The organism is Corallococcus sp. CA047B (genome assembly GCF_003612065.1).
GTDB classification, from domain to species: Bacteria; Myxococcota; Myxococcia; order Myxococcales; family Myxococcaceae; genus Corallococcus; species Corallococcus praedator.
The window spans coordinates 1-26,267 of record NZ_RAWD01000115.1; the positions used below are offsets into that span (position 1 = coordinate 1).

Genomic DNA, 26,267 nt, shown 5'->3' on the forward strand with positions numbered 1-26,267 from the left:
GAGCCCTGCGACGGGACGGGGGCGGGCGGCGGGGCATGGGACCTCCGGAACGGAATGTGAGCCCAACGCGAGTTGAGAACGTGAGCGCTCGCTCACATTCTAACCCCATGCAAACGACTTCCGCACAGCCCATCGCCCGCCGTCCTGCAACCACCCCCGCGCCCAGGTCCGGGGCCTTTCCCTACGCGGGGCACCGCGCGCTCGTGACGGGCGCGTCGTCCGGGCTGGGCGAGGTGTTCGCCCGCGAGCTGGCGGCCCGGGGCATGGACCTCATCCTGGTGGCGCGCTCGGAGGACCGGATGCGCACGCTGGCGACGAAGCTCCAGGCGGAGCACGGCATCCAGGCGGAGGTCATCGCGCTGGACCTGGGCCGCGAGGGCGCCGGCAGGGAGTTGCACGCGCGCTGCCAGGAGAAGGGGCTGCGCGTGGACCTGCTCGTCAACAACGCGGGCTTCGGCTCCCACGGTGCATTCGAGTCCGCCTCGTTCGCGCGCCAGCACGAGCAGGTGATGCTCAACGTCACGGCGCTCGCGGACACCTGCCACCTGTTCCTGCCGGACATGCTCGCGCGCGGCGTGGGCGGCATCCTCAACGTGGCCTCCATCGCGGGCTTCCAGCCGGTGCCGTACATGGCCATCTACGGCGCCACCAAGGCGTTCGTGCTGTCCTTCACGGAGGCGCTGTCGGAGGAGACCCGTGAGCGGGGCGTGCGCGTGCTCGCGCTCTGCCCGGGGCCGGTGCAGACGGCCTTCTTCGACGTGGTGGGCACGAAGCAGGCCGCGGTGGGCCCGCTGGCGCCGGCGGAGGGGGTCGTGCTCCGCGCCCTCAAGGCCCTGGATCAGGGCCGGGCCTCGGTGGTGCCGGGGTGGCGCAACTGGTTCCAGGCAAACATGACGCGCTTCGCGCCGCGCTGGGTCGGCCTGCGGGTGGCGGGCGGGATGATGAAGCCGCGAGCGGCACGAGGCCCGGAGGCGGGCCCGGCGAGCGCCACGCCGTAGCGGACCTCAGGTCGCCGGGCGCCTGGGCACCGGCGGCGTGGGGGAGTCCAGCGCGGCGGCGATCTGCTCGTCGGTGAGCTGGAAGAACACCGCGCCGCGCGGGGCCCACTCGCCGGTGAAGACGAAGTTGGGCCGCGTGGTGGGGGCCGGCTGCGGCACCTTGCCCCCCTGCGACGTGAAGGGCGGCGGCCGGACGAAGCTCTCCAGTTCGGTGGCGTTGATGCCACAGAAGGCCACCACGGCCGGGTCGATCCACTGCTCCACGTCGATGGCGCCCTCGGCCGTCGCGAACTCCAGGATGAGGCCCTCCGGCGCCTGGACGTACATCGACTTGCACATGTTGTGGTTGACGGGGCCCGCCACCCAGTAGCCGTGCGAGCGCAGCCGGTCGCGCAGCGCCAGCAGCTCCACTTCCGTGGGGACGCTCAGCGCCAGGTGCTGCATCGCGCCCGGGGCCACCGACCCCGCGCTGAAGCCCGGGTGCGAGACGCCAATCACCGGCTCGATGGTCGCCATGTCCGGCGCCTGCACGAAGCTCAGGGAGCAGGTGTCCCCCAGCCGCAGGAACGCATGCACGGTGTTCTCCACGCCGTGCATCCAGTACAGCGCTTCCAGCTCCATGCCGACGACCTGGGTGAAGAACGCGAGCTGCGCCTTCATGTCGCGGGTCGCGAGAGCCAGATGATGCACGCCAGTGGGAAGTCCCATCGAACGCCTCCATGGTGGAGAAGGAGCCGCCCGGAGTGGAGCGGCGCGCTGGCGTTCTAACCGGTTTCCCGGGACCGGGCACCCGCCGCCTGCCGTCCTGCTCGCAGTGGGGGGGGCATCCCCTGCTCAATGCGGGGGCACGGGCGCGAGGTACTGGCGCAGCACCTGGGGCGACAGCGAGCGGTAGATGTTGTCGTGGCGCAGGTCGGGCCGGGACTCGTACCGCCACTTCAAGCTGGCGGGCGCGTTCGCGCGAAGGACCTCCGCCAGGCGCGCCGACTGAGGGCCGATGGTGTCATCGCCCGCGGAGGCCACATACAGCGTGCCGCGCACGTCCGGCCGTGCGGTGAGCCGCTCCCCGGCCTTGCGCACCACTTCGTCATCGTTCCACCAGAGGCTGGGGCTCAAGGCGATGGACGTGGTGAACAGCCCCGGCTCCAGGAAGAAGGTCTCCACGATGAACAGCCCGGCGAGCGACTCGCCGACGATGGCCGTCTCCTCCGTCACGCGATAGCGACGGCGCACCTCGGGCATGAGCTCGTCGCGGAGGAAGGCGCGGAACGCGGCCGAGCCTCCGACGCGCGGGGCGATCTTCCGGTCCTCTTCCACCTGGGTCGGTCCGGTCATGTCGCGGCGCCGCTCGGTGTTCTCGATGCCGACGAGGATGAACGGCCGCACTTCTCCGGCGCGGATCGCGGTGTCGAGGGTGGCGGCGACGTGCGGGAAGTCCTCCTGCTCGCCGCCGTCGGGCATGTACAGCACGGGATAGCGCGTCGCCGCCGCCGGGTCGTAGCCCGGGGGTGTGTAGACGTTGAGCCGCCGGGTCTCCTGGAGCGCCGCGGACGGCAGCGTGAAGGACGCGTGTGCCGGCGTGGGCTCAGGGACCACGGCATGGCCCCGACAGGCGCAGAGCAGCGCCGCGAACAGCAACACACCAAGTCGGGTCATCGCGCCGCGCATGTCATCCCCCCCGGCCCGGACGCTTGCCCTGGCGGGACGGCACCGAGGCCGGGCCCTTGCCGATGCGCTGGGCGACAAAGAGCGTGTGGCGTGGGCCCTTGGTGCCATGCGCTGCGGGCTTGAGGACCTGGACGGTGAAGCCCACGTCTTCCAGCCGCTTCACGAACGCGGGCGATGGCCCGGCGCTCCACACCACGAGCGTGCCCTTGGGGCGCAGCGCACCGTAGGCGACGGACACACCGGTGATGTCGTAGAGGCTTTCGTTGTCCGGGTGGGTGAGGGCGGAGGGGCCGTTGTCCACGTCGAGCAGGATGGCGTCGAACGCGCCGCTCTGCTTGCGCATCAGGCGCCCCACGTCTCCCTCCACCACGGTGACGCGCGAGTCCTCCAGCGGGGCCTTGGCCAGGGGCGCCAGGATGCCCCGGTTCCACGTCACCACCGAGGGCAACAGCTCCGCCACCACGACGCGCGCGGAGGGCTCCAGGCGGTCGAGCACCGCGCGCACCGTGAAGCCGAAGCCCAGGCCGCCCACCAGCACCCGGGCCTTCTCCGTGCCCACCAGGTGCGCGCAGCCGGCGTCGGCCAGGGCCGCTTCGGAGCCGTGCTGGCGGCTGGACATCAGCGTCTGGCCGCGCACGCGCAGCACATATTCATTGTCACGCCGGGCCAGGACGACCTCTCCCACCTCCGGCACCTGTTCCTTCTCGACCGTCTCCCAGGGCTTCATGCCGGCGCTCTTCGCGCGACCGGGGCCGCAGGTCAAGCGGTCCGCCCCCGCGCCTTGACACCCCGGGGACCCGCCTGCGAAATCGCCCGGGGTTCCCTCACCCCGAGGACCCAGGCCCCCACCGCATGGAACGCAACGGACGTCAGGCGTGGCCCCCGGAGTTGTCCGAGCCGCTCCGCGAGGTGGACCGCCTGCGGCGCGGGGGCCGCTACACGTCGGCGCTCGCGCTGGCGAGGAAGCTGGCGGACGCCCACCCGGAGCAGGTGCGCGTGCTCGTGGAGGTGGGCCTGACGCTGGGCGTGTGGGGCGGACAGCCGGCGGAGGCGCTGCCCTGGTTCGACCGCGTGCTCGCCCTGGCGCCGGGACACGCGGCCACGCGCTATTACCGCTCGCTCGCGCTGGCGCGGCTGGGGCGGCACGTTGAGGCGGTGGAGGGCTTCACGCAGGTGGAGGCCGCGGGCTTCCGCAAGGCGCTGGTGGTGCACATGAAGCGCGCGGAATCGCTCGGCGCCCTGGGCCGGTGGTCGGAGGCCGAAGCCGACTGGACGGCCGCGCTGGCGGAAGACCCCGGCAACCCGTGGCTGCTCCAGCAGCGCGCGCTGACCCGGATCCGCGCGGGACGGAAGGAGGCGGCGGAAGAGGACCTCACGACCGCGCTTCAGGCCCAGGAAGGGGACGCGGTGGATCCAGAGCTGCTCCACGCGCGCGGAGTGCTGCGGCTCGAACGCGGGGACAGAGTGGGCGCGCGCGCGGACTTCGACGCGGGGCTCGCGGCCTTGCGCGTGGGGGATCCGCCCACGCTGCTGGATGCGCTCCGCGCCGGACTGCGGGACGCGCGTTAGCCCTCGCGGGGGATGTGCTCGAATTCGACGGTCTTGCCCTTGGGGTGCGCGAAGTACAGGTGGATGCGCAGGTGGGGGTAGGCCGTCTGGAGTTCCTTCGCGCCGAAGTGCAGGTCCTTCAGCTGTTGTTCCAGGGAGATGGCCGGTCCCAGGGCGCCGTGGCGGGCCTGGTAGTAGCCGCAGCCCGCGTGCGCCAGCAGCAGCACGTCCTCGATGTGGTGTCCTTCGATGAGGAACTTCGCGGCGCGGGTGATGCCCTCGCTCTCCAGGTAGTCGGACGCCCAGCGGTTGAGGAGCGCGGGTCCGCCGGGCAGGGTGAGCGTGTCGATGCGCGGGTGGCCCAGGTGGTGGGCCAGGTCCTCCACGGCTTCGGTGAAGCGCCCGTCCGAGCAGTACACGGCGAGGGCCTTCGGATGGACGGACTCGAAGGGGACGCGGGAGACGAAGGGAGCGGGGTCGGCCATGGCCCCCAGGTTAACGGCTCCCTTCGCCCGCGAAAGCGACTTCGCGCGATTGCCTGTCCTTCTGCCGGTGTCATCCCGGTGACGCGAACCGCTCCTGGAGGGCTTCCAGGACGGCGGGCTCCTGGGGGTTGTTGAAGTGGCGGCCTCCGGGAATGACGCGGACCTCGGCGCCCAGGCGCTCCTCGAAGAGCCGGGTGTTGCGGCGCCAGTCGGAGGTGAACGGGTCGGAGTCCGACAGCACCACCACGCAGCGGCGGAGCGCGGCGCGGACGCGGTCGAAGTCCATCGGTGTCTCAATCCAGGGCCGCAGGGTGTCCCAGGGCTTGTCGACCTCGAACCAGCCAGCGACCAGGAGCGCGCCCTCCACGGTGTGGCCCGGAGGCAACGTCGCCAGGTAGCGCATCACGGCCTGACAGCCGACGCTGTGTCCCAGGAACACGGTGGAGGGCGCGGGCACGGAACCCACGGCCGAGGCCACGGTGGAAACCCAGCCATCGAGGGTCGGCGCGGAGGGCGTGGGCATGGCCAGTGCGCGCACGTCGTCGAAGCGCGCGGGCGGCGTGCGCACCTTCGCGGTGAGCCAGGGGTAGAAGTCGGTGTCGGGGCTGCCTGCCCAGCGCGGGACCATGACAAGGGAGCGGGTCATGGCGGCGCAGTGTGCCGCACTCAGGGCGGGTGCGCTCAGCCTTCAAGGAGGGCGCGGGCTTCGAGCACCGCGCGGGCCTGCTCCGCGAGGCGCAGGCTGTCGGGAAGCGCCCGGCCCAGCAGCCAAGGCACACCCACGGCGAGCGCCACCGCGTTGCTGTAGAAACACGCCCCCGCCCGGGAGAGGTCCGCGAGCGGGACGACGCGCTCCACCACGGGAAGCCCACCGACCTGGCCCGCGTCCAGCAACACCGCGCGCGCGACGCCGGGCAGGCACGGGGAGGCGAGCGGCGGGGTGACGAGCGCGCCGTCGAGCAGGACGAAGACGTTCGCGGTGGGCAGCTCGCAGACCTCGTCTGCTTCGTTGGTGATGAGGGGCAGGCGGGGCAGGAGCGCGTGCTGCCGGAACCACGCGAGCCCCTTGTGATTCACGGTGCGCTCCGCGCGCCGGTACGCCCCGGGCTCCACGCTGTCGAGCACGCGGCCGTCGCGGTGCAGGGCTTCGAAGTCCTGGGCGAGCGGGCGGAAGGTGCAGAGCACCCGGCCATCACTGACAGCGAGCTTGCCCACGCCGGTGAAGCCCGGCCCCAGCAGCGGATCCGCCTCCAGGCAGCGGCGCAGCGAATCCCGCACGGCGTCCTCCTGGAGGAGCGCGGGCGCCGGGGCGCGCACGGCGGTGGGGAACGCGGCGAGGCTTTCGCGCAGGCGCGCCAGGTGCCGCGCGAGGAACAGCGGCCGGCCGGCGTCGATGCGGAGCGTGGTGAAGAAGCCCGCGCCAAAGAAGAAGCCCTGGGCGAAGTCCTGGAGCCGCAGGTCCTCCCAGCGCTGGACGACGCCATCGACGGAGACGGTGGAGAACATGGGGGCCCCTGTCGCTTCAGCGTTCCAGGAAGTTCGCGAGCAGGCGGGGGCCTTCGCGCGTGAGGAAGGATTCGGGGTGGAACTGCACGCCCTCCAGGCCCGCGAGCTCGCGGTGGCGCAGGCCCATCACCAGGTCTCCGGACCAGGCTGTGACCTCCAGACATCCGGGCAGGCTGTCGCGGTCCACCACCAGCGAGTGGTAGCGCGCGGCGATGAAGGGCTGGGGCAGGCCCCGGAAGACGCCCTGGCCCCGGTGTTCGACCTCGGCCGTCTTGCCATGCACCGGCACGGGGGCGCGCACCACCTTCGCGCCGAACACCTGCCCGATGCTCTGGTGCCCCAGGCACACGCCCAGCAGGGGCACCCGGCCCGCGAAGGCACGGATGACGTCCAGGGACACGCCGGCCTCGTCGGGCGTCTTCGGCCCGGGAGAGATGACGACATGGCTGGGATGCAGCGCCTGGGCCTGCGCGACGGTGAGTGCGTCGTTGCGCACGACCTTGAGCGTGGCCCCGAGCGCGCCCAGCGCCTGGACGAGGTTGAAGGTGAACGAGTCGAAGTTGTCGATGAGGAGGATCATCGCGGCCCCGTGCTCGCGGCCAGGGCGAGGAGCTGGGAGCGGGCCTTGTTGAGCGTCTCCTTGTATTCGCGCCGGGGCTCCGAGTCGTGGACGATGCCGCCGCCGACCTGCACGTACGCGTGGCCGTCCTTCACCACGACGGTGCGGATGACGATGTTCAGGTCCAGTCCTCCCGCGAAGCTGAAGTACCCGAGCGAGCCGGTGTAGAGGCCGCGCGGGTGGGGCTCCAGCTCGGTGATGATCTCCATGGTGCGGATCTTCGGCACGCCGGTGATGGTGCCGCCGGGGAACAGCGCCCCCACGACGTCGAGCGGCTGCACGCCGGGCGCGAGCTGGCCGACGACCTCGGATTCGATGTGGAGGACGTGGGCGTACTCGACGATCTCCATCAGCCGGGTGACCTCCACGGTGCCGTAGGCGCAGACGCGGCCCAGGTCGTTGCGCTCCAGGTCGACGAGCATGGCGTGCTCGGCCTGCTCCTTCTCGCTGGTGCGCAGCTCGTGCACGAAGCGGGCGTCCTCCTCCGGAGTGCCCCGGCGGCGGGTGCCGGCGATGGGGCGCGTGGTGGCGCGGCCGTCCTCCACGCGCACCAGCCGCTCGGGAGAGGCGCTGACGACCTGGAAGCCGTCCGCCTCGAAGTAGCTGGCGAAGTGGACGGGGCTGGTGGCGGACAGCGTCTCGTAGAGGGCCAGCGGGTCGCCGGGGAAGTCCACCTCCAGGCGCTGGGAGAGGTTGACCTGATACGTGTCCCCCGCGCGGATGTATTCGCGCACGCGCTCCACCGCGAGCAGGTAGTCCTCCTGCGTGAAGTTGGAGCGCCAGGGCGCCAGGGGCAGGTCCGCTGCCGGCGGCGAGGGGGACGGCGTGGCGACGGCGGCGCGCACCTGGGAGGCCAGCAGGTCCAGGCGGCGTGAGCAGTCCACCCAGTCCGAACCCGTGGCCACCGCGCGCACGGTGTGCTCCAGGTGGTCCACGACGAGGAACGTGTCCACGAAGTGCAGCGCGATGTCGGGCACGCCCAGGTCGTCGCGCGGGTGGCGGGGCAGGGCTTCGAAGAAGTGGCTGGCCTCGTAGGAGAAGAAGCCCACCGCGCCGCCGCAGAACAACGGCAGGTCGGGAAGCCGGAGCCCCTTCCATCGGCCGAGCAACCCACGCAGGACGTCCAAGGGGGCCTCTTCCTGGAGGACGCCGTCGACGTGGCACCGCGAGCCCCGGGCGGTGTAACGCAGGAAGGGTCGAGCGCCGACGAGGGAGTAGCGGCCCTCGCTGCTCGTGCGGGTGCTCTCCAGGAGGAAGCGGTCCCCGGCGGGCAGTGCGCGCAGCAGGTCCACGGGCCGCGCGGCGCCCACGTCCAGGGGCCGCACGAGGGGCACCTGGGTATAGCCCTGGGCCACGAGCGCGTCGAAGCGGGCGCGGTCCAGCGGGGGAAGGGAGGATGCGGGAACGGCCATGCGGAAGCGGTTCCTAGCAGGAACCGCTCCCGTCCCGAACTACAGCGCTTCGTCCTTGCAGAGCTCGTCCTGTAGCTCGGTCAGCGCCTTCCGGGCGCGCATGGGCTGGCAGGTGTTCGCCAGGAAGTAGGATGAAGCGCCCACGGTGGCCGCCTTGAGCTTCGGGCCCAGCGCGGCCCAGCACCCCTCGAAGGCCACCTTCCTCGCCTGGACCGCGCGAGGGTCCTCCTTGGGAAGACCGAGCGCCGCGATGACCGTCTCGGCGAGCGCCGCGTCCTTGCAGGCGCTGACGTCCTTTCCTCCCCCCACCGCCACCGCGAAGAGCGGCATCGCCACGTAGGCGAAGTGCCCCTGCTTCACGAGGTGCGCGGCCTGGAGCGCCGCTTCGGGCCCCACGTCCGGTGTCAGCTCCAGGAAGGTGTCGATGCAACCGCGCCGGTCGAGTTCGAGGCAGCGCTGGAGGTCCTTGCGCGCACCCTGGTCGCGTGCGGTGGCGAAGCGCGGCGCCTTGGGGAGGAAGGCATACCGCTGGCCCAGCGCGCGCGCCCGTTGGGACGCGGCGAACGGCTCCTTGTCGCTGGGGGGAAGGGACTCGACGTCGGCCGTCGCCGCGTCGGTGACCAGGGCCCGCCACGCGTCGGTGCGCTTGGGGGCGGGGAGGTCCTCCGCGCGCTCCAGCAGCTCCGCCCAGGCCTTCTGCGAGCCCAGCGCCTGGAGCTCCTCCAGCGTCACCGGCTCCCGGGCCACCGCGTCCACCGCGAAGAGACAGGCGGCCACCACGAGTCGACGGATCATCGGGAGAGGTTCCTGTCCAGGAACGCCGGCCCTTCGGCTGCGCCCTGCTGGGTGGTGGTGAAGGTGAGCGTGTCGCCGCCGCGCTCCAGCCCGAGCGTCGGACCGAAGCGGCAGACCAGCGCCGTGACGGTCTTCACCGAGGCGCAGTGGGCCTGGGCGCGGCTCACGAGCGGAGCACAGGCGGCCCACACGTCGAGCTCCGCCATCACCTCGTCGCTGAAGCTCTTCCAGTCGAACGCGAAGGTGGAGGCGGTGCCGCAGGCCTTGTTCAACGCGGTGACGGCGTCGCCAGCGCGGGCCGTGTATTTCTTCTCCAGGTGGGGCCAGGCCTTCTTCTGGAAGGCGGCGATCCGCCCCGACTCCAGTTGCTGCTGGTGCGCGGCGAGCACCTCCGCGGCGGAGGCCTTGTCCGTCGCGTCCTGGTTGAACTTGACGGGGAACGCCTGCACTCCGGGCAGGACGGCCTCGTAGCGGCCGTCGCGCTGGAGGAGGAGCACGTAGTCGCCTCCCCGGTGGCGGGCCACGTAGTCGGCGCCGCGCGAGTGTTTCTTCAGGGTGGCGCGCAGCGCGATGCCATCCTCTTCGGAGTCGGTGCCGCGCACGCGGATCAAGACCTCTGATGCCGTGCGCGGCTCCAGCGTGATGACCTCCACGCTCTGGCCGTCGGTGCCCCGGTAGACCTTGCCCGCCACCGCTTCCAGGGAATGCGCCGCCGTCGTCGCGAGGATCGCCGCCAGCATGAGCGCGGGTGCAAGGGTCCGGGGCATGCTCAGTTGAACGCCTTCTCGAGCGTGGCCTTGGTGTTGTCGCCGAGGTTCGCGTGGTCCTTGGAGGACATGTGGTACGTGAACACGCCCTTGTCGATCGACATGTTGCGCAGCGTCGCGTCGTTGGAGCCGTCCTTCTTCTCGGCGGGCTTCACGCCGCCGAACAGGCACGCCACGCCGGTCACCTTCTTGGCGATGGCCTTCTTGTACGCGGGGCGTTCACACATGGATCCGATTTCCTGGATGACCGACTCACAGTACGAGCTGAAGCTCGTGCCCGACCAATCGTCGGTCTTGAAGTTCTGGAAGTCGGTCTTCACTTCGAGCTTGGTGCCGCACTTGTCGTTGGTCGCCTTCAGGGCGTCCTCGATCTCTCCCTCCAGTTTGGCCTTGGCTTCTTCCTGGGCGGGCTTGAGGTCTTCTTCGGCGAAGGCGGACGTCGACAGCAGGGTCACGACCGCGAACACATGCTTCAGGGACATGGAGGACTTCCTCGTGGGATGGACAGCAATCCCGGAGTCTCCAGGTGGGCAGGTCTTGAAGCAAGAAGCCGTGGCGTGCCCTCCTGCGTCAAACACACCTCCGAAATCACCTGGGAGCGGTCCGTGAACCGGTTAGACATCCGGTGCCGATGTCCTTTCCCACGCGCTTCCAGGGCCACTTCCGCCTCATCGTGGGCGTCGTCGTCACGGCCGTCCAACTGCCCACGGTGCTCTGGCTCTGCGTCCGGACACGAACGCCCCTCCCCGCGCTCGCCGCGCTGGGGCTCTCCTGGCCGTACCTGAAGCGGCTCACGACGCCGTGGCACACCCCCGCGCCCTCGCGGTCCACCTTCCTGGCGTTGGGATGGTGGTCCGCCTGCCTGGTGTTCGACCTGCTGATGCTCCCCGCCGTGTTGGCCATTCGGGCAGGCCTGCCGGAAGCGGCGGCGTGGGGGCTGACGGCGGCGGTCGCGCTGGCGGTGGGAACCGACGCGGCGCTGGCCCGGCCACGGCTGCGACGGCGGACCGTGCGCATCGCGGGACTGGCGCCAGCGCTGGACGGCTACCGCATCGGGCAGCTCTCCGACGTGCACTGCGGTCCCCAGGTGCCCGAGGCGCGCGTGGCCGCCTGGGTGAAGCGCCTCAACGGACTCGACCTGGATCTGGTGACCGTGACGGGCGACCTCATCACCCAGGGCTCCTCCCATGTCGAGGCCATCGCGAGGGCGCTCGGTGGCCTGCGCGCGAAGGACGGCGCCTTCGTCAGCCTGGGCAACCACGACTACTACACGGATGCCGAACACCTGGTTCGCGAGCTGGAGCGCCACGGCCTGGGCGTGCTGCGCAACCGGGGCGTGGTGGTGGAGCGGGGCGGGGCCCGTCTCTACGTCGCGGGCGTCGATGACACCTGGACGTCACGCGCGGACCTGACGCGGGCGCTCGCGGCGCGGCCGGAGGGTGTGCCCACGGTGCTGCTCGCGCATGACCCCGACCTGTTTCCCCAGGCAAGGGCGCGCGGCGTGGAGCTGACGCTCTCGGGGCACACCCACGGCGGGCAGCTGGGGGTTCCGGGCGTGCGCCGCCTGTCCCTGGCGCGGTTCCTCACGCGGTGGACCGCCGGGTTGTATCGGCAGGAGCGTTCCTGGCTGTACGTGAGCCGGGGCGCGGGCACCACCGGCCCTCCCGTGCGGCTGGGCGCCCCCGCGGAGCTGGCCGTCATCACGCTGCGGCGGGCGTGAGCTCCCGGGGCCTGGACGCAACCCGGCGGCTTCTGGCTACCGGGGGGCTTGCGCGACTTCGGGCGCTTGCGTGAGCGCGGGCAGCGTGAAGAAGAACGCGGCGCCCTGGCCCTGCTGGCTCTCCACCCAGGCGCGGCCGCCGTGTGCCTCCACCACGCCCTTGACGATGGCGAGCCCCAGCCCGGCACCCGCCTTGTGCGCGTGGATGGCCTGCCAGAAGCGGTCGAACACGTGGACCTGCTCCTGCGCGTCGATGCCCGGTCCGGTGTCCTCCACGCAGAAGCACACGCGGCCCTCACAGTGCTCCGCCTTCAGGAGGATGCGTCCCCCCGGCGGCGTGAACTTGATGGCGTTGCCCACCAGGTTCTGGAAGACGCGCAGCACCCGCGCCCGGTCCGCGCGCACCCGTGGCAGGTCCGGTGCGAGGGAGACCTCCAGGCGCAGGGACCTTTCCGCCGCCAGCAGCTCGTTCAATCCCTGCACCTGCGCCAGCAGCGTGGGCACGTCCAGCGGCTCCAGGTCCAGCTTCGGCTGCCCCGACTCCACGCGCGCCACCTCGAGCAGATCATCGATGAGCCGGTCCATGTCGCCCACCACGGCGCGCACCTTGCGCAGCGCCTCGCCGACGGCGGGGCCGCTGTCACCATGGGACAGGCGCCGCTCCGCGCCGGTGCACAGCAGGGAGATGGTGTTCAGGGGCGCGCGCAGGTCGTGCGAGACGATGCCCAGGGTCTCGTCCCGCGTGGTGACGGCCTGTCGCGCGGTGCGGTACAGCCTCGCGTTCTCGAGCACCAGGGCCGCCCGCCGCGCCAGCTCGCGCACCAGCGACAGGTCCTGCGTTTCGTAGCGCAGGCCCGGTCGCGTGGACACCAGCACCAGCACGCCCAGGGGGCGCGCCTGCGTCATCAAGGGCACGGCCACCGCCGAGTCCACGCGAGGGCTGTCCTGTGAGGGCCCGGGCAGGCGCACCACCGACTCCGTGCGCAGGGCCTGCTCCACGGTCCGTCCCAGCGCGCTCGTGGACCCCGGTCGGAACATCGCGCGCAGCGCCTCCTCCAATTCGGGCGTCACCGCGGCGACCTCGGTGGTGGGCTCCTCGCCGTGGGGCCCGCCCGGCGTGGCGATGGCGCAACCGTCCGCGAGCGTGGGCACCGTGAGCTTCACCACGGCGCGCGACACATCCTCCCAGTCGAGCGAGTACGTGCTGGCGGCGCTCACCTCGGAGAGGAAGCGGCTCCACAGTTCGGCCCTGCGTTGTTCGGTGACGTCACGGAAGTAGACGGTGTGGCCTTCGGGGGCGGGGTACGCGACGACGCGCAGCCACCGGTCCACCCGGGCCGAGGGCTGATCCTCCTCCACCGGGGCCCCGGCGCCCGTCGCCCTGCGCAGCAGGTGCTCGATGGCCGCCCCCTGGGACTCGGAGAGGACGTCCGCCGGACGCTGGCCCAGCATGGCCTCGCGCCCGCGGCCGAAGTGCGTCTCCGCGTGCCGGTTCACGTAGGTGAACCGTCCGTCCCGGTCGAACGCGGCGAAGCCGTCCGCGATGCGCTCGAGCACCGCGTCCATCCGCTCCCGCGCCGCCTCCGCCTCCTCGCGCGCGGCCTCCTCTCGCTCCAGACGCAGCAGCGCCTCTCCGGCCTCGCGACGGCCGGTGATGTCCTCGTGGGCCACCACCACGCGCAGGGGACACTGTCCGGCGAAGCGGGTGACCCGCACGAGGAACCAGCGCCGCTGGCCCCCGGGCTCATGGCACGGGTACTCCTGCAGGAAGGACGCGGCGCGGCCGGCGATGATGTCGCGGATGCCCGTGGCGACGGACGGTGCCTCCTCCGAGAAGTCGCCCTTCGCGGCGTCCGTCACGCCCAGGTAGTTCGCGCCCACGCCGCAGTTGGCCGAGTCCTCCTCGCAGCCATTCTCCCGAGCGAAGCGTTTCCACGCGGCGTTGACGGCGAGGATGGTGCCCCGACCATCGAGGATGGCGATGTGCGTGGACAGCGAGTCGAGCGTGGCGCGCAGGAACTGCTCCGACTCATGCAGCGCCTGCTCCGCGTGTTTGCGCGCGCTGATGTCGCGGCAGAAGACGATGAGGCCCCCCGCGGAGGGGTAGGCCCGCACGTCCACCCAGGCCTCGAGCGGCCGGAAGAACGCCTCGAAGGAGACGTTGGCCTGCGACGCGAGCGCCCGCCGGTACTCCTGCTCGAACACGGAGCCGAGCGCCTGGGGGAACTCCTCCCAGACGTTGCGTCCGATGAGTTCGGAGCGCGAGCGCTTCAGCAGTCGTTCGGCCCGCGTGTTGACGTAGGTGAAGCGCCAGAAGCGGTCGAACGAGAAGACCGCATCCGAGATGCGCTCCAGGACGTCGAGGGCATGGCGGGTCCTGTCCGCGAGGGCCGCCGTGCCTTTCTCCGCGTTCTGCTCCTGGCCTGGTCGCAAGGCCATCTACTCCCCCCGTCCAGCCACCCTCCGGGCTGACGGCGGGCACCGCGCCCGCTTCTCCATGAGGACCTCCGCAAGGAAGGCACCCTGATGAAGTATGGGGCCCGGGGCTTCTGTGCAGCCGGCGTGGACTCCTCGCCCGGAGGCCAGCCCGGACCGCGAAGCCGCAGCGCTGCGCTGGCCGCAGACCTGGGGGCACGATCCCGGCCCCGCACCGGGGCGTTCATCAACCCCGGAGTGCCTCGGCGAACGGGCGGCTCCACGAAGCGCCGGGCGCCGCACGGGCGGCCTTCCACGCGGCAAGCTGCTGGGGCACGAACGCACGGGTCGGCACCTGGACCGCGCCCCGGCTGCGCAGCGCCAGGTCCAGCGCCAGCGCATGGCGCCGTCGCATGGGCGCGGTGGTGAGCGCTTCGAGCAGGGCCTGGGGGGTGAACGGCTGCCCCGAGAGGTAGCGATGTTTCACGTCCATCCGCTGGCGTGCCTCACCCCACCATTCCGAGATGGCTTGAGGTCGGGGCAGCGGCAGTGCGTCCTCGGGCTTGGACGTGAGGTCCGCGTCGAGGTCCTCTTCCTCCAGGGGAGGAAGCGCCGTGTCTTCTTCCTCGCGAGCGACCGCGTATTGCTCCGCGATGATCAGGCCGGTGATGGCGCTGAACGCCTCGCCCGCCAGCGCGGAGACGGGTGGGTGCCGCAGCAATTCCACGCAGGCATCGGCGGCGGCGACGCGGCCGGAGAACCCGAGCGCCCACAGCACGTCCGGCCGGAGCTTCTCGTCGGAGAGCAGCTCCAGCAGCCGCTTCATGTCGCGCTCCTCCCCGCCCATGGCCAGCAACAGGAGGGGCAGCCGGCCTCCGGGCAGGTGGGAGTTGGCCACGGCCTGGCATGTCGTCCAGGCGGCGCGGTGGCCACCCATCAGGCCCGCGAGGATGGCGGCGTCCCGCAACACGGGCGCACGGGAGTCCAGCGCTCGCTGGAGCAGCGCCGGCTCCAGGGGAAGCCGGGCCCGGCTGACCGCGCGAAGCGCCGCGGCGGCGACCTCCGGCTCCGGGTGCGTGAGGAACGGCGTGCACAGCGGGGCCGTGGCCAGCCCATGGACCCCCAGCGTGTCGAGCACCAGGGCCAGCCGCTCGGGAACGGTGTCCTCTCCCAGGAGCGACGGCAGGGACGTGGGGATGCTCGAAGCGGGGGACAACTCCAGCGCGCGTTGGAGGGCCGCGAGCGCGGGAGGTTCGGCCGAGGGCAGCGCGGCGAGCACCAGGGCAGGGCCGTATTCGGCCTCGGCACCGAGCAGCGCCAGGGCCGCCGCGACGATGCGTTCGGGGTCTTCGGTCAGCGCGGGGACGAGCAGGCGCGTCGCGACGGGCTCACCGCCCAGCACCAGTCCGTCGACATGCGCGGCGACCGCTTCCTCCAGCTCCGCGACCTCTTCCAGCGTGAAGTCGGGTGCGTCGAGCGCCTTCTCCCACTGGCTCCACCGGAACGCCGCCTCCTCGAGGTGCGTCTCGTGGATGTCCCAGCGCAGGGGGGCTCCCGTGGGGGTGGTCATGGTCCTAGTTGATCTCCACGGAGCCACCCTTGATGCGGTGGGTTCCGGTGGCGCGGGACTCCAGGTAGGTGCCCTTCACGATGACCTTGCCGTTGCGGCGCAGGGTGATGCTGGCCTCGCCACACTTGAGGACGATCTCGTCCTGACCCTCAATGACCACGCGTTTGCCGTCCACATGGGCTTCGGTAGGAGCGCGGGGCGGCTCGGGGGCTTCCAACAGGGCGTCCAGGAGGGGCGTCGCGCTGGGCTCCTGGATGAGGCCCATGATGAAGGGCAGTCCGGGGTCGCCGTTCTCGAAGAGGAGGACGACCTTCTGCTGAAGGGCCACGGCCGCCTGGAGCGCCTGGGCGTCCAGGGCCACGGCCAGCCGGGCGCGCACGGGGCCCGCGGTGTTGCCCGGGAAGTCGACGAGGGGGGAGCCGGAGGCATCGAGCCCGGAGAGGTGTCCTCCACGGCTGCCGAGGATGGGCGTCGGGGGTTCCATCGCCGGGGCGAGGGCTTTCTTGTCGGAGGGAGCGCTCATGGTGTGGATTCAGGCGCGCTGGTGCCTAGATGTCGTGATCACAGACGAGGCACTTGGGTTTCTCCTCGCTGTCGCCCATGGCCACGACAGGCCCCTGCATGACGGGGAAGGGGGGCGTGTTCTTGTCGTTGTGGAGCATCAGGTCGAGGGCGCGCGCCACGTTCTTGCCTTCGAACTTCACGTCGAAGGAGTAGTTGACGAACTCGGCCTTGCCCTTGGTCTTGTTGGACGCCACGCCACCGCCGGCGGTGCCCGCCTCGTCGCCGGTGCTCATCTTGAAGTTGGAGTCCTTCACGCAGACGGGGTTTCCGGCCACGGAGACCTTCTTGGTGCCCTTGTCGGTGTCGGAGGACTGCGCGACGTTGGGGTAGGGAATCGGCACGGGCCCGGCGGGGCTGGGCGTCTTGCAGACGTCCGGGAAGGCCATGGTGACACCGCCACTGTCCTTGGTGACGACAGACATCTTGTTCACACCGGTATTGACGGGCATGGCCACTTCCTCCAGGGCGCATGATAGCGCGTCGACGTGGCGAACGCTCACGGGGCGTGGATTTAGCTGGCACGGGGAGGGTTACCCTCATCCCCTCGTGGCCACCTCCAACCACCTTGCATCGCGCTGGTGGGGCTTCGAGAAGTCGGTGGCCGGGAAGGTCATGGACATGGCGCCAGGGGGCGCCCACACTTCGCTGGGGCGTTGACTGCGAGGCGACTCAATCCGCCCTTGCCAGGCTGAAGGAAGGTCGCGTTGGACATCGTCATCACCAGCTTGGGGATGGTCTCGTCCGTGGGACGGGGTGTCGTGGCGACCTGTGCGGCCATTCGTGCTGGAATTGCCTGCGCCCAGCCGCTCACCTATTTCGAGGTGCTTGACGAGGCCTCGCAAGAAATGGAGTTCATCACCGGCCACCCCGTGCGTGGACTGACCGAGGGGTTCACCATCATCGGTCGTTGGCTCCGGCTTGCCCGGGCCTGTGTCTCAGACCTGCTCCACCAGGGTGCGCTTCCAGATGCCACCCATGCATCTTTCTGGCGCCTGACGGGGTTGCTGGTCGTAACGCCGTACCTCAATGATGATCGGTTCGGTGGTGATGCGGGTGATGCACCCGCTTCCAAGGAACTCGTCCAGCTGGCCTACCTGCAGCCGCTTCTCGAAGCGCTACGTCTGCCCATTGAAGAGCGCAACGTCGACGTCCTCTGCCAAGGACCCGCAGGGGCAATTCATTCCATCCATGAGGCCCGTCGCTGGATGGAGACGCGTGGGCTGGAGCGGGTGCTCGTCATCGCGGCTGATTCCTATTGTGACCCGCTGACGCTGGAGTGGCTGGCGTGGTACCGGCGGCTCAAGACACCAGAGAACCCATGTGGCCTGATGCCGGGCGAGGCGGCAGCCGGCTTCCTGTTGGAATCCTCCGCGAGTGCTCGCCGGCGGCAACCCTCAATGTGTTTCGGTATCGCCGGTTCGGCGGTCCGGTTTGAGCAGAGCCATTTCTTCAGTCAGAAGCCCAACGCTGGCGTTGCGCTGACGGAGGCTCTGGATGAAGCCCTGCTGGGCGCTGAACTCAAGGTTCCTTTCGCAGGCAGTATCGTTTCAGACTTGAATGGCGAGAACTGGCGGGCGAACGAGTGGGGCTACGCCCGGCTCAGGATGGAACGTCGGTTGGCAGATCGTTTCCACCAAGTACTCCCCGCTCTCTCATTGGGAGATACGGGCGCGGCCAGCGGTGCTGGCGGCGTGTGCGTGGCCGCCAGGGCGCTCGCTCGCGGCTATTCAAGAGGTGAGCACATCCTGGTGGTCTCCAGTTCGGAACGTGGGCACGTTGGTGCGATGTGCCTCACGATGAAGGGATGAACCGTGTCGGATCCTTCCGCTCAGCAGCATGAAGAGGACGTCGCTCACAGGATTCACGTCAGCGTCAAGAACACGACCGAGGGCGGAAGGTGCCTCAACCGACATGTCGCCGCGTGGGAGCCCATGACCTGCTCCCATCGCTGGCAGGCTTTCAAGCATGCCCTGGAGGACGCCCACCTCTACAACTGGCCGGCCTACAAGAAGCTTGCGCGGGGCAAAGCGATCCACACGGACGCGAAGCGGAACCACGTCAGCAAAAGCGGCACTTTCTACCCCATCTTCCCGGAGGGATACCGCTTCCTGCTCAAAGCGCCTCAGCAGGGAGATTGGGACGTCTCTGAGTCGATGACCAGCAAGAACTTCAAGTGGGATTACCGGACTCCGTACATCCACAACGGCCACCACGTCGTCACCAACAGCCAGCTCCGTGGTGCCGCCAACAAGCTTGAGAAGAAGTTCCCGAATGCCACGCTCATCGTTCGCCGGGGACTGGCCAGGGCCGGTTACAACCTGAACCACAAGCTCAACATGGTCATCCTGCCCATGGACAGGAAGGTGGCGGGCGCCCTGAACCTTCCGCGGCACCTCATCACCTTCCTGTATCGGGATCACCGCTCGTACAGTGACTTCGTGGCGAAGCGCCTGGACAAGATCATGCGCTCCTACGAAGGCGAGCTGCGCAAGTACGTCCGCAAGGACAAGGAGCACACGAAGCTGGCCCATGAGCTGGCCAAGGAACAGCTCGAACTGCTGTCCGAGGAAATCTACGCGCAGATCACCGCGCGGCAGACGAAAGAGGAACGTGAGGCGAGCACTCCAGGCTATACGGGAACGCTGGATACCCTTCTCAATGGGATGCCATGAGATTCTTCGAGTTGGAAACCCTGGGCGATCTCAATGACGCCGAGTTGCTGTTCCTGGACCAGGAGCCAGAGGTGATGGGGCTGGACGGATATTGCCTGGCCGCCGGTGAGCCCGTGAGCGACTCCTATCCCGCTGAGGTGAAACTCCAGCCAAGTGAGGAGCGAACCGGGATCCAGCTCTCCTCGGTGTTGGGGAACAATTTCAACTACCTCATCGTCTCCAGTGCGATGAAGGCTGTCATCGCCGAGCACTCTCCGAAGACCGCCCTCGAGTTTCTGCCCTTCATCCTCCTGGATCACCGGGGGCGTGTTCGCAGTCAGGACTATTTCTTCGTCAATCCTCTCGGCGGTATCGATGGCGTGGATACCAAGGCCAGTGACATCAAGTACCACCGCAGCGGGGCCATCGTCGGCATCCGCAAGTTGGTGTTGGACCCGGAGAAGCTGCGCGACGCTCCTGCCCTCTTCCGCCTCCAGCAGGACCCGCAGCTCTACATGGTGAATGAGTCCCTCGCAAAGGCGTTCCAGGAGCGGCGCTTCACCAATGTGGTGCTGCGGGAGTTGACGGTCTCCGCTGCGAAGTCCTGAACCCGGCGACTGGAAGGGTGACTTCCTTGGCATCGAAGTTCTTGCCCGTCTTCATCGACAACGCGCTGGGCGATAACGAGGAGCTGCTCCCGGCCTTCATGTCCGGGAGAGGGGGCCTGAAGGAGGCGCTCCGTCTCTGTCAGAACTTCCGCATCGCGGGCATCGGCTCGCTGCTGATGTCTGGCACCCCTGCACGCTTGCACGAATGTCTGCATGCGAGCGCACGCGCGTTCGTGCACTTCGCTGGCTCCGTGCCCGAGAGACAGAATCTGACCAGTCGCGCGGAGCCGTTCTTCGATGCGGTGGCCTGTGGGGACACCGAGGCCGCACGGGAACTGGCGCGTCTGTCACCCCGGGCTTGCGACAGGAATCGAGAGTACGAGGAGGACTTCCTCTTCGTCCGCTTCCTCATGGACCACTCCTTCCTGGGGCTGGACGCGCGTGAGGGCAAGGCCCTTCTCGAGCGTTATGAGGAGAGCCTCGAAGGCTCCGCGGACTCGCGGCTGGCGGTGTGCCAGGCCTTGTTGGCGGCGGATGAAGCCCGGTTCGATGAAGCCCTCTCGCGGATGATGGAGGCGCGGGAGGTGCGGTTCCGTAAGCTTCGCGAGAAGGAGTCGGCGGCTGAAGAGGTGCTCGCGACCGAAGGGTATGTTTCTGTCGAGGGACTCGCCCTGGTGCGACTCGCTGTCTCGAAAGGTCTGCGTCCGCAGGAGGACCACCTGTTCGTTCCCTCGGTGGCTCGGGAACAGGTGGTGCTTCGGTTCCACCCGGACTCCTGGAAGCGCTTCTTCGCATAGCGCCTGGGCGGAGCACTTCATGCTCGTCAGCGACAGAAAAGGAAGAATTCAGTTCGAAATCTGCTGATCGGCTCGAGCCGAGCCGCGCACCACACGTCGTAGGTTCGCCAAAGTCGTCGCATCGAGCTTGGCAAGCCTCGCCTGTCCAGGCGCGTTGAGCCACCCCTCTACCAAGCGGGCAATTCCGCGAGTCAGCGCCGCAGGGCTCTGGTGGGCTGCGGTGATGACGGTGCGGCAGGCGTCCTCATTGCCGAGGAAATAGTGGGCCAGCACCCAGTAGTTCGCGAGCAGCGGCTGGCGCGAGAGCCAGGGCCGCTCCAGTTTCCAATCCGCCGCGCCGGGCGCCCGTGCGAGTTGCTCCGTGAGCCTGGGGCCGGGTCGTCCCCAGAGGATGCCTGTCAGCCAGTGTGAGCGTTGGTAGAGCCGCTCACTGTCCGCCGCAATGAGGCTCTCGGGACTGCCAGGAGTGAAAGCTGGGAGCCGCTCATCGTGTTCTCGGGCCACGTCGAGCAACTCCTCATAGCGAGACTCACCAACCTGACCAGGGGCTTCATCTGGATCAGGCTCGTCCTCGGAAAGCCACTCCGTGAGAAGGAAACGTTTGAGGGTGCGGGCGGGATGCAGCGTGCTCCGCTCATGGATGAACGGGAAGATGATGAGCGTATCGCCCGGACCGGGCAGCAGGCTCAGGAGAATGCGGTCACCCGAAGCGTCCTCGCTCAGGAGGAAGAGGCCCGCGATGAGTCCTGCGGAATATGAGGGCAGCAATTCTGCGAGTGCTTGTGGGTCATCCGGTACGTGGAGGGGGATGTCGAGCCGGAGGGAACGGTCTTCGGAACACCAATGGGACTCGGGCTCCTCGTTACCCTGGAGGGCTTGTCGGAGGGCCTCCCACTCGCGGAATTCCCCAGGGGGAAGGACACCATGGGCCTCGCGCAGGGCCTCGACACGTGCATCGGTGAAACGCATGTCCAGGCTCGCGAGGCGCGACCTGAAGGTGGCTCTGTCGCGGGCGACCAGTGTCTCGACGACGTCGGTCAGACGTGCCGAGAGCAAGGTGTCGGTGGTCAGGGTCGCGAGGTCCAGCATGGCGTTGCTCCAGGCATGTATGGCGTAGCAGCAGGCCTTGACGACGCTCGCCGCTCCGACCTTGTAGGCCTATCGCCGGCCAGGTCGGAGCGGGAAACCGTGGTCATCCGAGAATGCGAAACCTGCGCCGATGTCGTTTCATTGCCCCTGCTCGCGCGAGCGGTGCGCAAGCTGGAGGATTTCATCCTCGGAGAGCTGGTCCGTCTTGATGATGTTCCGGTCCGCCTTGAGCTGTTCCACCTGTCCGTCTCGCAGGACGTGGAACTGTCCCTGCTTCTGGGCGGGGAGCTTCGCTGCCGCATCGACACGGGCATCCGCGAACATGGGCTTGAGCTTCTTGAGCGCCGTCTCCTCCTTCACCCGACCGACGCACCAGTTGCGCACGTTGTCCCTGCATTTGTAATCCAGGTCTCCCGGGCTCTGTGTCGCGAGCATCACCCCGATGCCCGCCGAACGGGCGCGCTTCAGCAGGTTCTCCATGGGCTGCTTGGTGGCGGGCATGCTCATCGCGGGGAGGTACAGGTCTGCCTCGTCGAAGAGGAGGACCGCCTGGAGTCGGGATGAGGGGTGCTGGCTTGCCCAGCGATTGGCCTCCACGAGCAACTGCGACACCCAGAAGAGCGAGCCTTGCGTTCCGCCCAGGAACTTGGTGCTGATGATGCTCAGCCGGGTCCGGCCAGGGACCTTCGCGCTTCCTCGGCCCAGCAGCTCTTCCATGTCCAGCTTCTCCCCCTGATTGGACAAGAGGGTGCGCGTGTTGAGCTTCAGCGTTGTCAGGTCCTGCGCGAGCTTGGGGAACACCTTGAGGTCCATCCCGCTCACTTCCTGGACGAGCGCGATGTCCTGGGACGCGATGAACTTCTGGAGCAGGTCGAGGGTGAGCTCCTGCCCGAGGGGCCGCTCCACCAGCATCCTCAACGCTTGGGCCAACAACGCCTTTGCCGCCTTGTCCCTTGGACTGTTCTTGTACTCCAGCATGCTCGCGATGGCCTCGGCGGCTTGCTGGATGCTCTGGTCACGCTCTTCTGGAGGCAGGACCTCCAGGCCTCGCGGAACGATGGGAATGGCGAGCGGCCGCCCATCGGAGCGTCCCGGGGTGTAGAGCGCCACGTCCACCCGCTCCTTCAGCAGGCGGCGACGCTCGTTCAGGACGGGGTCCTTCAGCTCCTCCTCCCACGCCTCGTCCCGTGCATACGCGGCGAGGTCTCCCTTGCGGTCGACGAGCAGCGCCGGAATGCCTTGCAGGAGCAGTTGCTCGATGAGGTTCAAGGCGAGCGTCGTCTTGCCGCTTCCGGAACCGCCGAGGAACGCGCTGTGCTTCGTCAACTCGTCCGGTTGGATGAAGACAGGCTGGGTGAAGACGCTTTCGGAGATACCCATCCGCATCGCGCCCGGCTTCGCATCGCTCGCGGGCTTGGGAGGAATGGCTTGCGGTTGGGGCACCTCGACGGGAGTCTTCGTGCGGCCAGGCACCTTGCTGACCAAGGGCGGGCCGATGGCCGTGAGCTGATGTCCATCCAGCGCGGTCTCCGCGCGCGAGTCCTCGCTGGAGGATTCGGGCTCACGCACATGGGCCGGCTTCTCGTCGGGCCGGGTGTCCACGCGTCGCGCGCTCTCAGAGATGGCTCCACGGCGCTCTCCCTGGACAGGCTTCGTGACACTCGGGGCGGAGGTTCCCTCCGCCGTGGAGACGGGTTGCGGTGGAAGCTGACGCGTGGGCTCCGGAGGAGGGCTCTTCTCCAGCGCGAGCACATCCGAGATCGCCTTCAGTCGCGTGATGGGATGCGTGGCGCGGCTCCACTCGATGAACGCAGGTGCGGGGTGCTCCTTCTGGAAGGACCGCAATGCGACCAGCTCGCGCAGATCGCTGTTGCCGAGCACCGCGCGACGGCCGCCCTTCTTCATCAACATCGTGGTCTGGTCCGCGACCAGCGTTCCGAGCGTTCCGGGAAAGTCCGTCGTGCGCACGAGGACGGTCAACTTGCCCGCGGCGGCCCTCAAGGCATCCGCCATCTGGCGCCCGAGCCCGCCGCCTCTCGGAGAACGGTTGCAAAGCGCCACGAACATCTGGGTGTTGCCGGGCTGGAGCGTGACGTTCAGCGACTCCTCATCCAGCGGCTTGACCTTGAAGCGCGTGGATCCGCCGAGCTCGTCTCCGCCCATTTCAATGGCCCAGGCCAGCAGCGCGGCGACGTCCGAGTCTTCCTCGGGAATCGCGTCCTTGAACCTGGCCCGGAAGTCGATCCAGGCCTGGTCCGTCTTCTGGATGGGGCTGACTTCAGCCGGTGGCGGCTGCGTGCCGCCGCCCTTTCCCGGGATGGGCAGGGGAAAGTCCTTGGGGAGCTTCTCTTCCTGGATGGCGCGCTCCCGGTAACGGCGGCATTGATTGAGGACGTCGCGCGTCCGCTGGCCGCTGAGCAATTCGAAACCCTTCGCAGGGATGGGGTAGGTGGGGTCGGAAGGGTGGGGGGAGAGGCCTGATTGCGCGTACAGGACGCTCAGCCGGCGTGCCGCGATGTCCCGCGCCGTCTGCGCCGTCACCGAGACCTCCAGCGAGACGGGCTCGGGATCGTGTTCGATGCGGTCCCTCATGGCCAGGTTGAGCTGGTTGCGCATCTTCGACCAGAAGTCCTCCAGGCAGCAGACCACCACGATGGCCGTGGGCACCTGCGCCGCGAGCGCGGCGAAGCTGTTCATCGCCCGGCGGAAGGAGGGTTCCATCCGGGGGCTCTGTTCGAAGTCGCTGATGTCCTCCACCTGGTCCACGCAGAGGACCAGGGCCTGGTTCATCACGCCCATGAGCCGCCCCAGGTGCGTCATCATCCGGATGGGGTCGTCGTCCGCGGTGCGTGGCACCAGATCGCCAATCACCGTGCGGTCCGCCGGAGCGAGGTCCTCGCATCGCAACCACTGGAGGATCCGGTGGTGGAAGCGCGCTTCGCGGCGTTGAAGGCAGATGAGCGCACGCAGCAATTGCACGTCGATGTGGCGGAAGTCATCGAGCGCGTGAAGGTCATCCGCGACCGAGCGGATCATGTCGTGAAGCTCATGGTCTTCGAGGATGCGCTCTTCCGGGATGAGTGGTGCAAAGGCACTCATGCAGCGCGCCATCACCGCGTCGGACAGGCGCATCAGTCCGGAGTCTTCCCCCGCGTCCGAGTCATACGGTCTGTCCAGGGAGTCGATGAAGTAGGACAGGATGTGCCGGTCGTAGTGGGTCGCATCGACGGTCATCGGCATGTAGCCGACGTAGCCCACGCCCCGGCTGTGGACGCTGTTGCGAAAGGCCCGCACCAGGTGCGTTTTTCCGCTGCCTGATTCGCCGAGCAGCAACAGCAGCCTGCCTGAATCCGGAGCGGGCTTGCGGATGGCGCGCTTCACCAGCCGCTCGAAGGCGGAACGTGCGGGAGCGTTGAGGGATTCGACGTCGAAGGGGTCTCGCTTCCAGAGCGTCTGACCCTGCTGGACGCTGCTGAAGATCTCGGGACCGTCTGCGAGGAACGCGGCAAGACGTGCGTCGGTGGCCATGGGGGCTCCTGGAGAACTCTGACTAGACGACGACGAAGTGGTAGGTGGCGCCGTAGGACTGGACCTCGGAGTCGGCGACGTCCGTGGCGTTCATGTGCTGGACGAGGTCCGCGCGGCTGAGCAACAGGCGCCGCTGTCGATTGGCGTCGAGCAATGCGGCATCGAAGGACTCCCGATCCGCCCACTCGGGCCGCATGACCTTCCAGACATGCGAGATGAAGACCTTGTTGTCTCCGAACCGGCCCGTGGGGGATGCCCGCGCGACGTCGAGCACCCGTTGGGCGAAGGCCGCCGTATCCGTCGCGAGGGGGGCCTTCGGCTCCTCCCGGGGGGATTCCACGCGTGGCTGGGGGAGGGCGGGCTCCTTCTTCGGCTCCTGCGCTCCCGCCGCCAGCACCCACTCCCGCAGCGCCGCCAACCGCACCACCTCCGCGTCCACCCGCGACGCGCCCACCGTGCGCGCGGCCAGTTGCTCCACGCCGCGCTTCGGGTCGCTGACCTCCTGCTCCAGCAACTGCCCCAGCAGGTGCGCCTGCACCGCGCGCAGCGAGAACTTCTCCCCCGTCTCCACGCCCAGCTGTCGCCACAGCAGCCGGTCCCGCACCTGCTCCAGCGTCGGCGTCTCCGGCCCCTCCACCCGATGCGCGCGCTTGAGCAGCACCGCCCGCACGCCGTCCGCGTTCGCAAGCCGCCCCAGCACCGACTTGGAATTCGGCAGGCCCAGGCCCTTCGCCAGCAGGTGCTGCTGCTTCACCCGCTTCCACGTCAGCCCCTTGGGCGAATCCACCCGCAGGAACTTCAACGCCCGCTGCCGGCCCTGGCCCGTCAGCGCCAGCGCCGTGCGCGAGCGCTTCTCCACGAGCCTGCCGGCCTGCAGCCCTTCCAGCAGCGCGTCGAACCGTTCGGTCCACTCGCCCCGGCTCCAGCGGTGCTCCACGAAGGCATGCAGCGTCTTCGCCAGCTCGTTGCGCGTGCCCGGCTTCTTCTCCGAACGCGTCGCCAGCCAGGCCAGGGCCAGGCCCTGGAGTCGGGTGTCGGGGGTGTCGGTGTTGTCCATGGTCATGGCTCCCGCCCGGCAAGCTCGCGCTTCCGGGCCGCAATCAACGTGTCGAGGGTGTGGAGGATGTGCTCCAGCTGGGACAGCACGTCCGTCGCGAGCAGCCGGTACACCCAGTAGCCCGCCCGCTGGAGGTCCAGGTCCTTGCGCCGGTCGCGGCGGAACCGCTCCGGATCCTGAAAGTGGAAGTAGCCGTCGACCTCCACCGCGAGCCGCAGCCGCCGGCTCAGGAAGTCCACCTCCCAGGAGCGCTTGTCCTCGGGGTGCAGCCGGACGTTGTGCTCGAAGACGCCCGCCGTGGCCGCGTGCTCCTCCAGCCGGTCGCGCAGGTACGCCTCCGCCTTGCTCCGGGACTTGTCCGGGGCCAGCTCCCCCGCGCCCGTCAGCACCTCCAGCGCCACCTCCGCGGCGCTGACCCGCTGCGCCTCGGACGCCCCCGCGCGCTCCAGCTTCCGGAGCGTCTCCACCGC

26 protein-coding genes are annotated in these 26,267 nt (G+C 69.1%); 7 read left to right on the forward strand and 19 right to left on the reverse strand.

Features of this window, described 5'->3' with window-relative positions; all coding sequences use genetic code 11:
* Positions 1-107 precede the first annotated feature (107 nt).
* Complete coding sequence (locus tag D7X74_RS19050; RefSeq protein WP_120534394.1) at positions 108-998, forward strand: SDR family oxidoreductase; 891 nt, start codon at positions 108-110, stop codon at positions 996-998.
* A 6-nt stretch (positions 999-1,004) separates the two neighbouring features.
* Here the strand turns inward: D7X74_RS19050 and D7X74_RS19055 are convergent, their stop codons facing one another.
* The 3 genes from D7X74_RS19055 to D7X74_RS19065 all read right to left on the reverse strand — a co-directional run bounded on the left by D7X74_RS19055 (position 1,005) and on the right by D7X74_RS19065 (position 3,393).
* Positions 1,005-1,706, reverse strand: coding sequence for a VOC family protein (locus tag D7X74_RS19055; protein ID WP_120534395.1), 702 nt, complete (start codon positions 1,704-1,706; stop codon positions 1,005-1,007).
* Positions 1,707-1,832: 126 nt separating this feature from the next.
* The gene (locus D7X74_RS19060) at positions 1,833-2,654 is read right to left on the reverse strand and encodes an alpha/beta hydrolase (protein WP_233602163.1); all 822 of its coding nucleotides are present in this window, start codon (positions 2,652-2,654) and stop codon (positions 1,833-1,835) included.
* A gap of 13 nt (positions 2,655-2,667) precedes the next feature.
* Positions 2,668-3,393 carry a hypothetical protein gene (locus D7X74_RS19065; protein ID WP_120534397.1) on the reverse strand — a complete coding sequence of 242 codons (726 nt, stop codon included), beginning with the start codon at positions 3,391-3,393 and terminating at the stop codon, positions 2,668-2,670.
* Between the two features lie 125 nt (positions 3,394-3,518).
* Here D7X74_RS19065 and D7X74_RS19070 point away from each other — a divergent pair, with 125 nt between their 5' ends.
* A complete protein-coding gene (locus D7X74_RS19070; RefSeq protein WP_120534398.1) occupies positions 3,519-4,235 on the forward strand; it encodes a tetratricopeptide repeat protein in 717 nt (238 codons plus the stop codon).
* On the opposite strand, the gene D7X74_RS19075 is transcribed toward D7X74_RS19070, so the two are convergent.
* From D7X74_RS19075 to D7X74_RS19110, 8 genes are all read right to left on the reverse strand, one after another.
* The gene (locus D7X74_RS19075) at positions 4,232-4,699 is read right to left on the reverse strand and encodes a carbonic anhydrase (RefSeq protein ID WP_120534399.1); all 468 of its coding nucleotides are present in this window, start codon (positions 4,697-4,699) and stop codon (positions 4,232-4,234) included. The genes D7X74_RS19070 and D7X74_RS19075 overlap by 4 nt on opposite strands.
* Before the next feature lie 70 nt (positions 4,700-4,769).
* Complete coding sequence (locus D7X74_RS19080) at positions 4,770-5,345, reverse strand: alpha/beta hydrolase (protein WP_120534400.1); 576 nt, start codon at positions 5,343-5,345, stop codon at positions 4,770-4,772.
* A gap of 35 nt (positions 5,346-5,380) precedes the next feature.
* Entirely contained in the window at positions 5,381-6,205 is an 825-nt protein-coding gene (locus D7X74_RS19085) for an aminotransferase class IV (RefSeq protein WP_120534401.1), read from the reverse strand.
* Between the two features lie 16 nt (positions 6,206-6,221).
* Positions 6,222-6,785 (reverse strand): aminodeoxychorismate/anthranilate synthase component II, encoded by a 564-nt coding sequence (locus tag D7X74_RS19090; protein ID WP_120534402.1) that lies wholly within the window; start codon positions 6,783-6,785, stop codon positions 6,222-6,224.
* A complete protein-coding gene (locus tag D7X74_RS19095; RefSeq protein WP_120534403.1) occupies positions 6,782-8,236 on the reverse strand; it encodes an anthranilate synthase component I family protein in 1,455 nt (484 codons plus the stop codon). The genes D7X74_RS19090 and D7X74_RS19095 overlap by 4 nt, the downstream gene beginning before the upstream one ends.
* Before the next feature lie 39 nt (positions 8,237-8,275).
* Entirely contained in the window at positions 8,276-9,031 is a 756-nt protein-coding gene (locus D7X74_RS19100; protein ID WP_120534404.1) for a hypothetical protein, read from the reverse strand.
* A complete protein-coding gene (locus tag D7X74_RS19105) occupies positions 9,028-9,798 on the reverse strand; it encodes a hypothetical protein (RefSeq protein WP_199741853.1) in 771 nt (256 codons plus the stop codon). The genes D7X74_RS19100 and D7X74_RS19105 overlap by 4 nt, the downstream gene beginning before the upstream one ends.
* Before the next feature lie 2 nt (positions 9,799-9,800).
* Positions 9,801-10,280, reverse strand: a complete 480-nt coding sequence (locus tag D7X74_RS19110; protein WP_120534405.1) for a hypothetical protein — start codon at positions 10,278-10,280, stop codon at positions 9,801-9,803.
* 149 nt (positions 10,281-10,429) lie between these two features.
* Between D7X74_RS19110 and D7X74_RS19115 the strand changes: the two genes are divergently transcribed.
* Positions 10,430-11,518: a metallophosphoesterase gene (locus D7X74_RS19115; protein WP_120534406.1), complete on the forward strand. Its 1,089-nt coding sequence runs from the start codon at positions 10,430-10,432 to the stop codon at positions 11,516-11,518.
* A gap of 36 nt (positions 11,519-11,554) precedes the next feature.
* Here D7X74_RS19115 and D7X74_RS19120 read toward each other — a convergent pair whose 3' ends face one another.
* From D7X74_RS19120 to D7X74_RS19135, 4 genes are all read right to left on the reverse strand, one after another.
* Positions 11,555-13,957 (reverse strand): PAS domain-containing protein, encoded by a 2,403-nt coding sequence (locus tag D7X74_RS19120; protein WP_120534407.1) that lies wholly within the window; start codon positions 13,955-13,957, stop codon positions 11,555-11,557.
* Positions 13,958-14,180: 223 nt separating this feature from the next.
* On the reverse strand, positions 14,181-15,503 hold the full coding sequence (locus D7X74_RS19125; protein WP_120534408.1) for a TIGR02270 family protein: 1,323 nt from the start codon (positions 15,501-15,503) through the stop codon (positions 14,181-14,183).
* A gap of 4 nt (positions 15,504-15,507) precedes the next feature.
* Positions 15,508-16,026 (reverse strand): DUF6484 domain-containing protein, encoded by a 519-nt coding sequence (locus tag D7X74_RS19130; protein ID WP_120534409.1) that lies wholly within the window; start codon positions 16,024-16,026, stop codon positions 15,508-15,510.
* 25 nt (positions 16,027-16,051) lie between these two features.
* A complete protein-coding gene (locus D7X74_RS19135; protein WP_120534410.1) occupies positions 16,052-16,516 on the reverse strand; it encodes a DUF4150 domain-containing protein in 465 nt (154 codons plus the stop codon).
* A gap of 255 nt (positions 16,517-16,771) precedes the next feature.
* Here D7X74_RS19135 and D7X74_RS19140 point away from each other — a divergent pair, with 255 nt between their 5' ends.
* From D7X74_RS19140 to D7X74_RS19155, 4 genes are read left to right on the forward strand one after another with little or no spacing between them, the layout of a single operon-like run.
* Positions 16,772-17,875 carry a hypothetical protein gene (locus D7X74_RS19140; RefSeq protein ID WP_120534411.1) on the forward strand — a complete coding sequence of 368 codons (1,104 nt, stop codon included), beginning with the start codon at positions 16,772-16,774 and terminating at the stop codon, positions 17,873-17,875.
* A gap of 3 nt (positions 17,876-17,878) precedes the next feature.
* Positions 17,879-18,739, forward strand: coding sequence for an AHH domain-containing protein (locus tag D7X74_RS19145; RefSeq protein ID WP_147446617.1), 861 nt, complete (start codon positions 17,879-17,881; stop codon positions 18,737-18,739).
* On the forward strand, positions 18,736-19,326 hold the full coding sequence (locus tag D7X74_RS19150) for an imm11 family protein (protein ID WP_120534413.1): 591 nt from the start codon (positions 18,736-18,738) through the stop codon (positions 19,324-19,326). Before D7X74_RS19145 ends, D7X74_RS19150 begins: the two co-directional genes overlap by 4 nt.
* A gap of 26 nt (positions 19,327-19,352) precedes the next feature.
* Positions 19,353-20,123, forward strand: a complete 771-nt coding sequence (locus tag D7X74_RS19155) for an immunity 49 family protein (protein ID WP_120534414.1) — start codon at positions 19,353-19,355, stop codon at positions 20,121-20,123.
* Between the two features lie 48 nt (positions 20,124-20,171).
* Here D7X74_RS19155 and D7X74_RS19160 read toward each other — a convergent pair whose 3' ends face one another.
* The 4 genes from D7X74_RS19160 to D7X74_RS45050 all read right to left on the reverse strand — a co-directional run.
* The gene (locus D7X74_RS19160; protein WP_120534415.1) at positions 20,172-21,212 is read right to left on the reverse strand and encodes a hypothetical protein; all 1,041 of its coding nucleotides are present in this window, start codon (positions 21,210-21,212) and stop codon (positions 20,172-20,174) included.
* A gap of 138 nt (positions 21,213-21,350) precedes the next feature.
* Positions 21,351-24,740 carry an ATP-binding protein gene (locus D7X74_RS19165; RefSeq protein ID WP_120534416.1) on the reverse strand — a complete coding sequence of 1,130 codons (3,390 nt, stop codon included), beginning with the start codon at positions 24,738-24,740 and terminating at the stop codon, positions 21,351-21,353.
* Positions 24,741-24,762: 22 nt separating this feature from the next.
* The gene (locus D7X74_RS19170; RefSeq protein ID WP_120534419.1) at positions 24,763-25,797 is read right to left on the reverse strand and encodes a hypothetical protein; all 1,035 of its coding nucleotides are present in this window, start codon (positions 25,795-25,797) and stop codon (positions 24,763-24,765) included.
* A 2-nt stretch (positions 25,798-25,799) separates the two neighbouring features.
* Positions 25,800-26,267 (reverse strand): endonuclease domain-containing protein (locus tag D7X74_RS45050; RefSeq protein WP_147444604.1); only part of this gene is annotated, 468 nt, incomplete at its 5' end.

Bases quoted from the DNA above. Each gene is read 5' to 3' on its own strand.
- D7X74_RS19130 (WP_120534409.1), bottom strand. From the start codon at position 16,026: ATGAGCGCTCCCTCCGACAAGAAAGCCCTCGCCCCGGCGATGGAACCC.
- D7X74_RS19125 (WP_120534408.1), bottom strand. From the start codon at position 15,503: ATGACCACCCCCACGGGAGCCCCCCTGCGCTGGGACATCCACGAGACG.
- D7X74_RS19160 (WP_120534415.1), bottom strand. From the start codon at position 21,212: ATGCTGGACCTCGCGACCCTGACCACCGACACCTTGCTCTCGGCACGT.
- D7X74_RS19095 (WP_120534403.1), bottom strand. From the start codon at position 8,236: ATGGCCGTTCCCGCATCCTCCCTTCCCCCGCTGGACCGCGCCCGCTTC.
- D7X74_RS19080 (WP_120534400.1), bottom strand. From the start codon at position 5,345: ATGACCCGCTCCCTTGTCATGGTCCCGCGCTGGGCAGGCAGCCCCGAC.
- D7X74_RS19085 (WP_120534401.1), bottom strand. From the start codon at position 6,205: ATGTTCTCCACCGTCTCCGTCGATGGCGTCGTCCAGCGCTGGGAGGAC.
- D7X74_RS19060 (WP_233602163.1), bottom strand. From the start codon at position 2,654: ATGACCCGACTTGGTGTGTTGCTGTTCGCGGCGCTGCTCTGCGCCTGT.
- D7X74_RS19090 (WP_120534402.1), bottom strand. From the start codon at position 6,785: ATGATCCTCCTCATCGACAACTTCGACTCGTTCACCTTCAACCTCGTC.
- D7X74_RS19120 (WP_120534407.1), bottom strand. From the start codon at position 13,957: ATGGCCTTGCGACCAGGCCAGGAGCAGAACGCGGAGAAAGGCACGGCG.
- D7X74_RS19105 (WP_199741853.1), bottom strand. From the start codon at position 9,798: ATGCCCCGGACCCTTGCACCCGCGCTCATGCTGGCGGCGATCCTCGCG.
- D7X74_RS19135 (WP_120534410.1), bottom strand. From the start codon at position 16,516: ATGCCCGTCAATACCGGTGTGAACAAGATGTCTGTCGTCACCAAGGAC.
- D7X74_RS19100 (WP_120534404.1), bottom strand. From the start codon at position 9,031: ATGATCCGTCGACTCGTGGTGGCCGCCTGTCTCTTCGCGGTGGACGCG.
- D7X74_RS19065 (WP_120534397.1), bottom strand. From the start codon at position 3,393: ATGAAGCCCTGGGAGACGGTCGAGAAGGAACAGGTGCCGGAGGTGGGA.
- D7X74_RS19055 (WP_120534395.1), bottom strand. From the start codon at position 1,706: ATGGGACTTCCCACTGGCGTGCATCATCTGGCTCTCGCGACCCGCGAC.
- D7X74_RS19110 (WP_120534405.1), bottom strand. From the start codon at position 10,280: ATGTCCCTGAAGCATGTGTTCGCGGTCGTGACCCTGCTGTCGACGTCC.
- D7X74_RS19150 (WP_120534413.1), top strand. From the start codon at position 18,736: ATGAGATTCTTCGAGTTGGAAACCCTGGGCGATCTCAATGACGCCGAG.
- D7X74_RS19050 (WP_120534394.1), top strand. From the start codon at position 108: ATGCAAACGACTTCCGCACAGCCCATCGCCCGCCGTCCTGCAACCACC.
- D7X74_RS19115 (WP_120534406.1), top strand. From the start codon at position 10,430: ATGTCCTTTCCCACGCGCTTCCAGGGCCACTTCCGCCTCATCGTGGGC.
- D7X74_RS19170 (WP_120534419.1), bottom strand. From the start codon at position 25,797: ATGGACAACACCGACACCCCCGACACCCGACTCCAGGGCCTGGCCCTG.
- D7X74_RS19070 (WP_120534398.1), top strand. From the start codon at position 3,519: ATGGAACGCAACGGACGTCAGGCGTGGCCCCCGGAGTTGTCCGAGCCG.
- D7X74_RS19075 (WP_120534399.1), bottom strand. From the start codon at position 4,699: ATGGCCGACCCCGCTCCCTTCGTCTCCCGCGTCCCCTTCGAGTCCGTC.
- D7X74_RS19165 (WP_120534416.1), bottom strand. From the start codon at position 24,740: ATGGCCACCGACGCACGTCTTGCCGCGTTCCTCGCAGACGGTCCCGAG.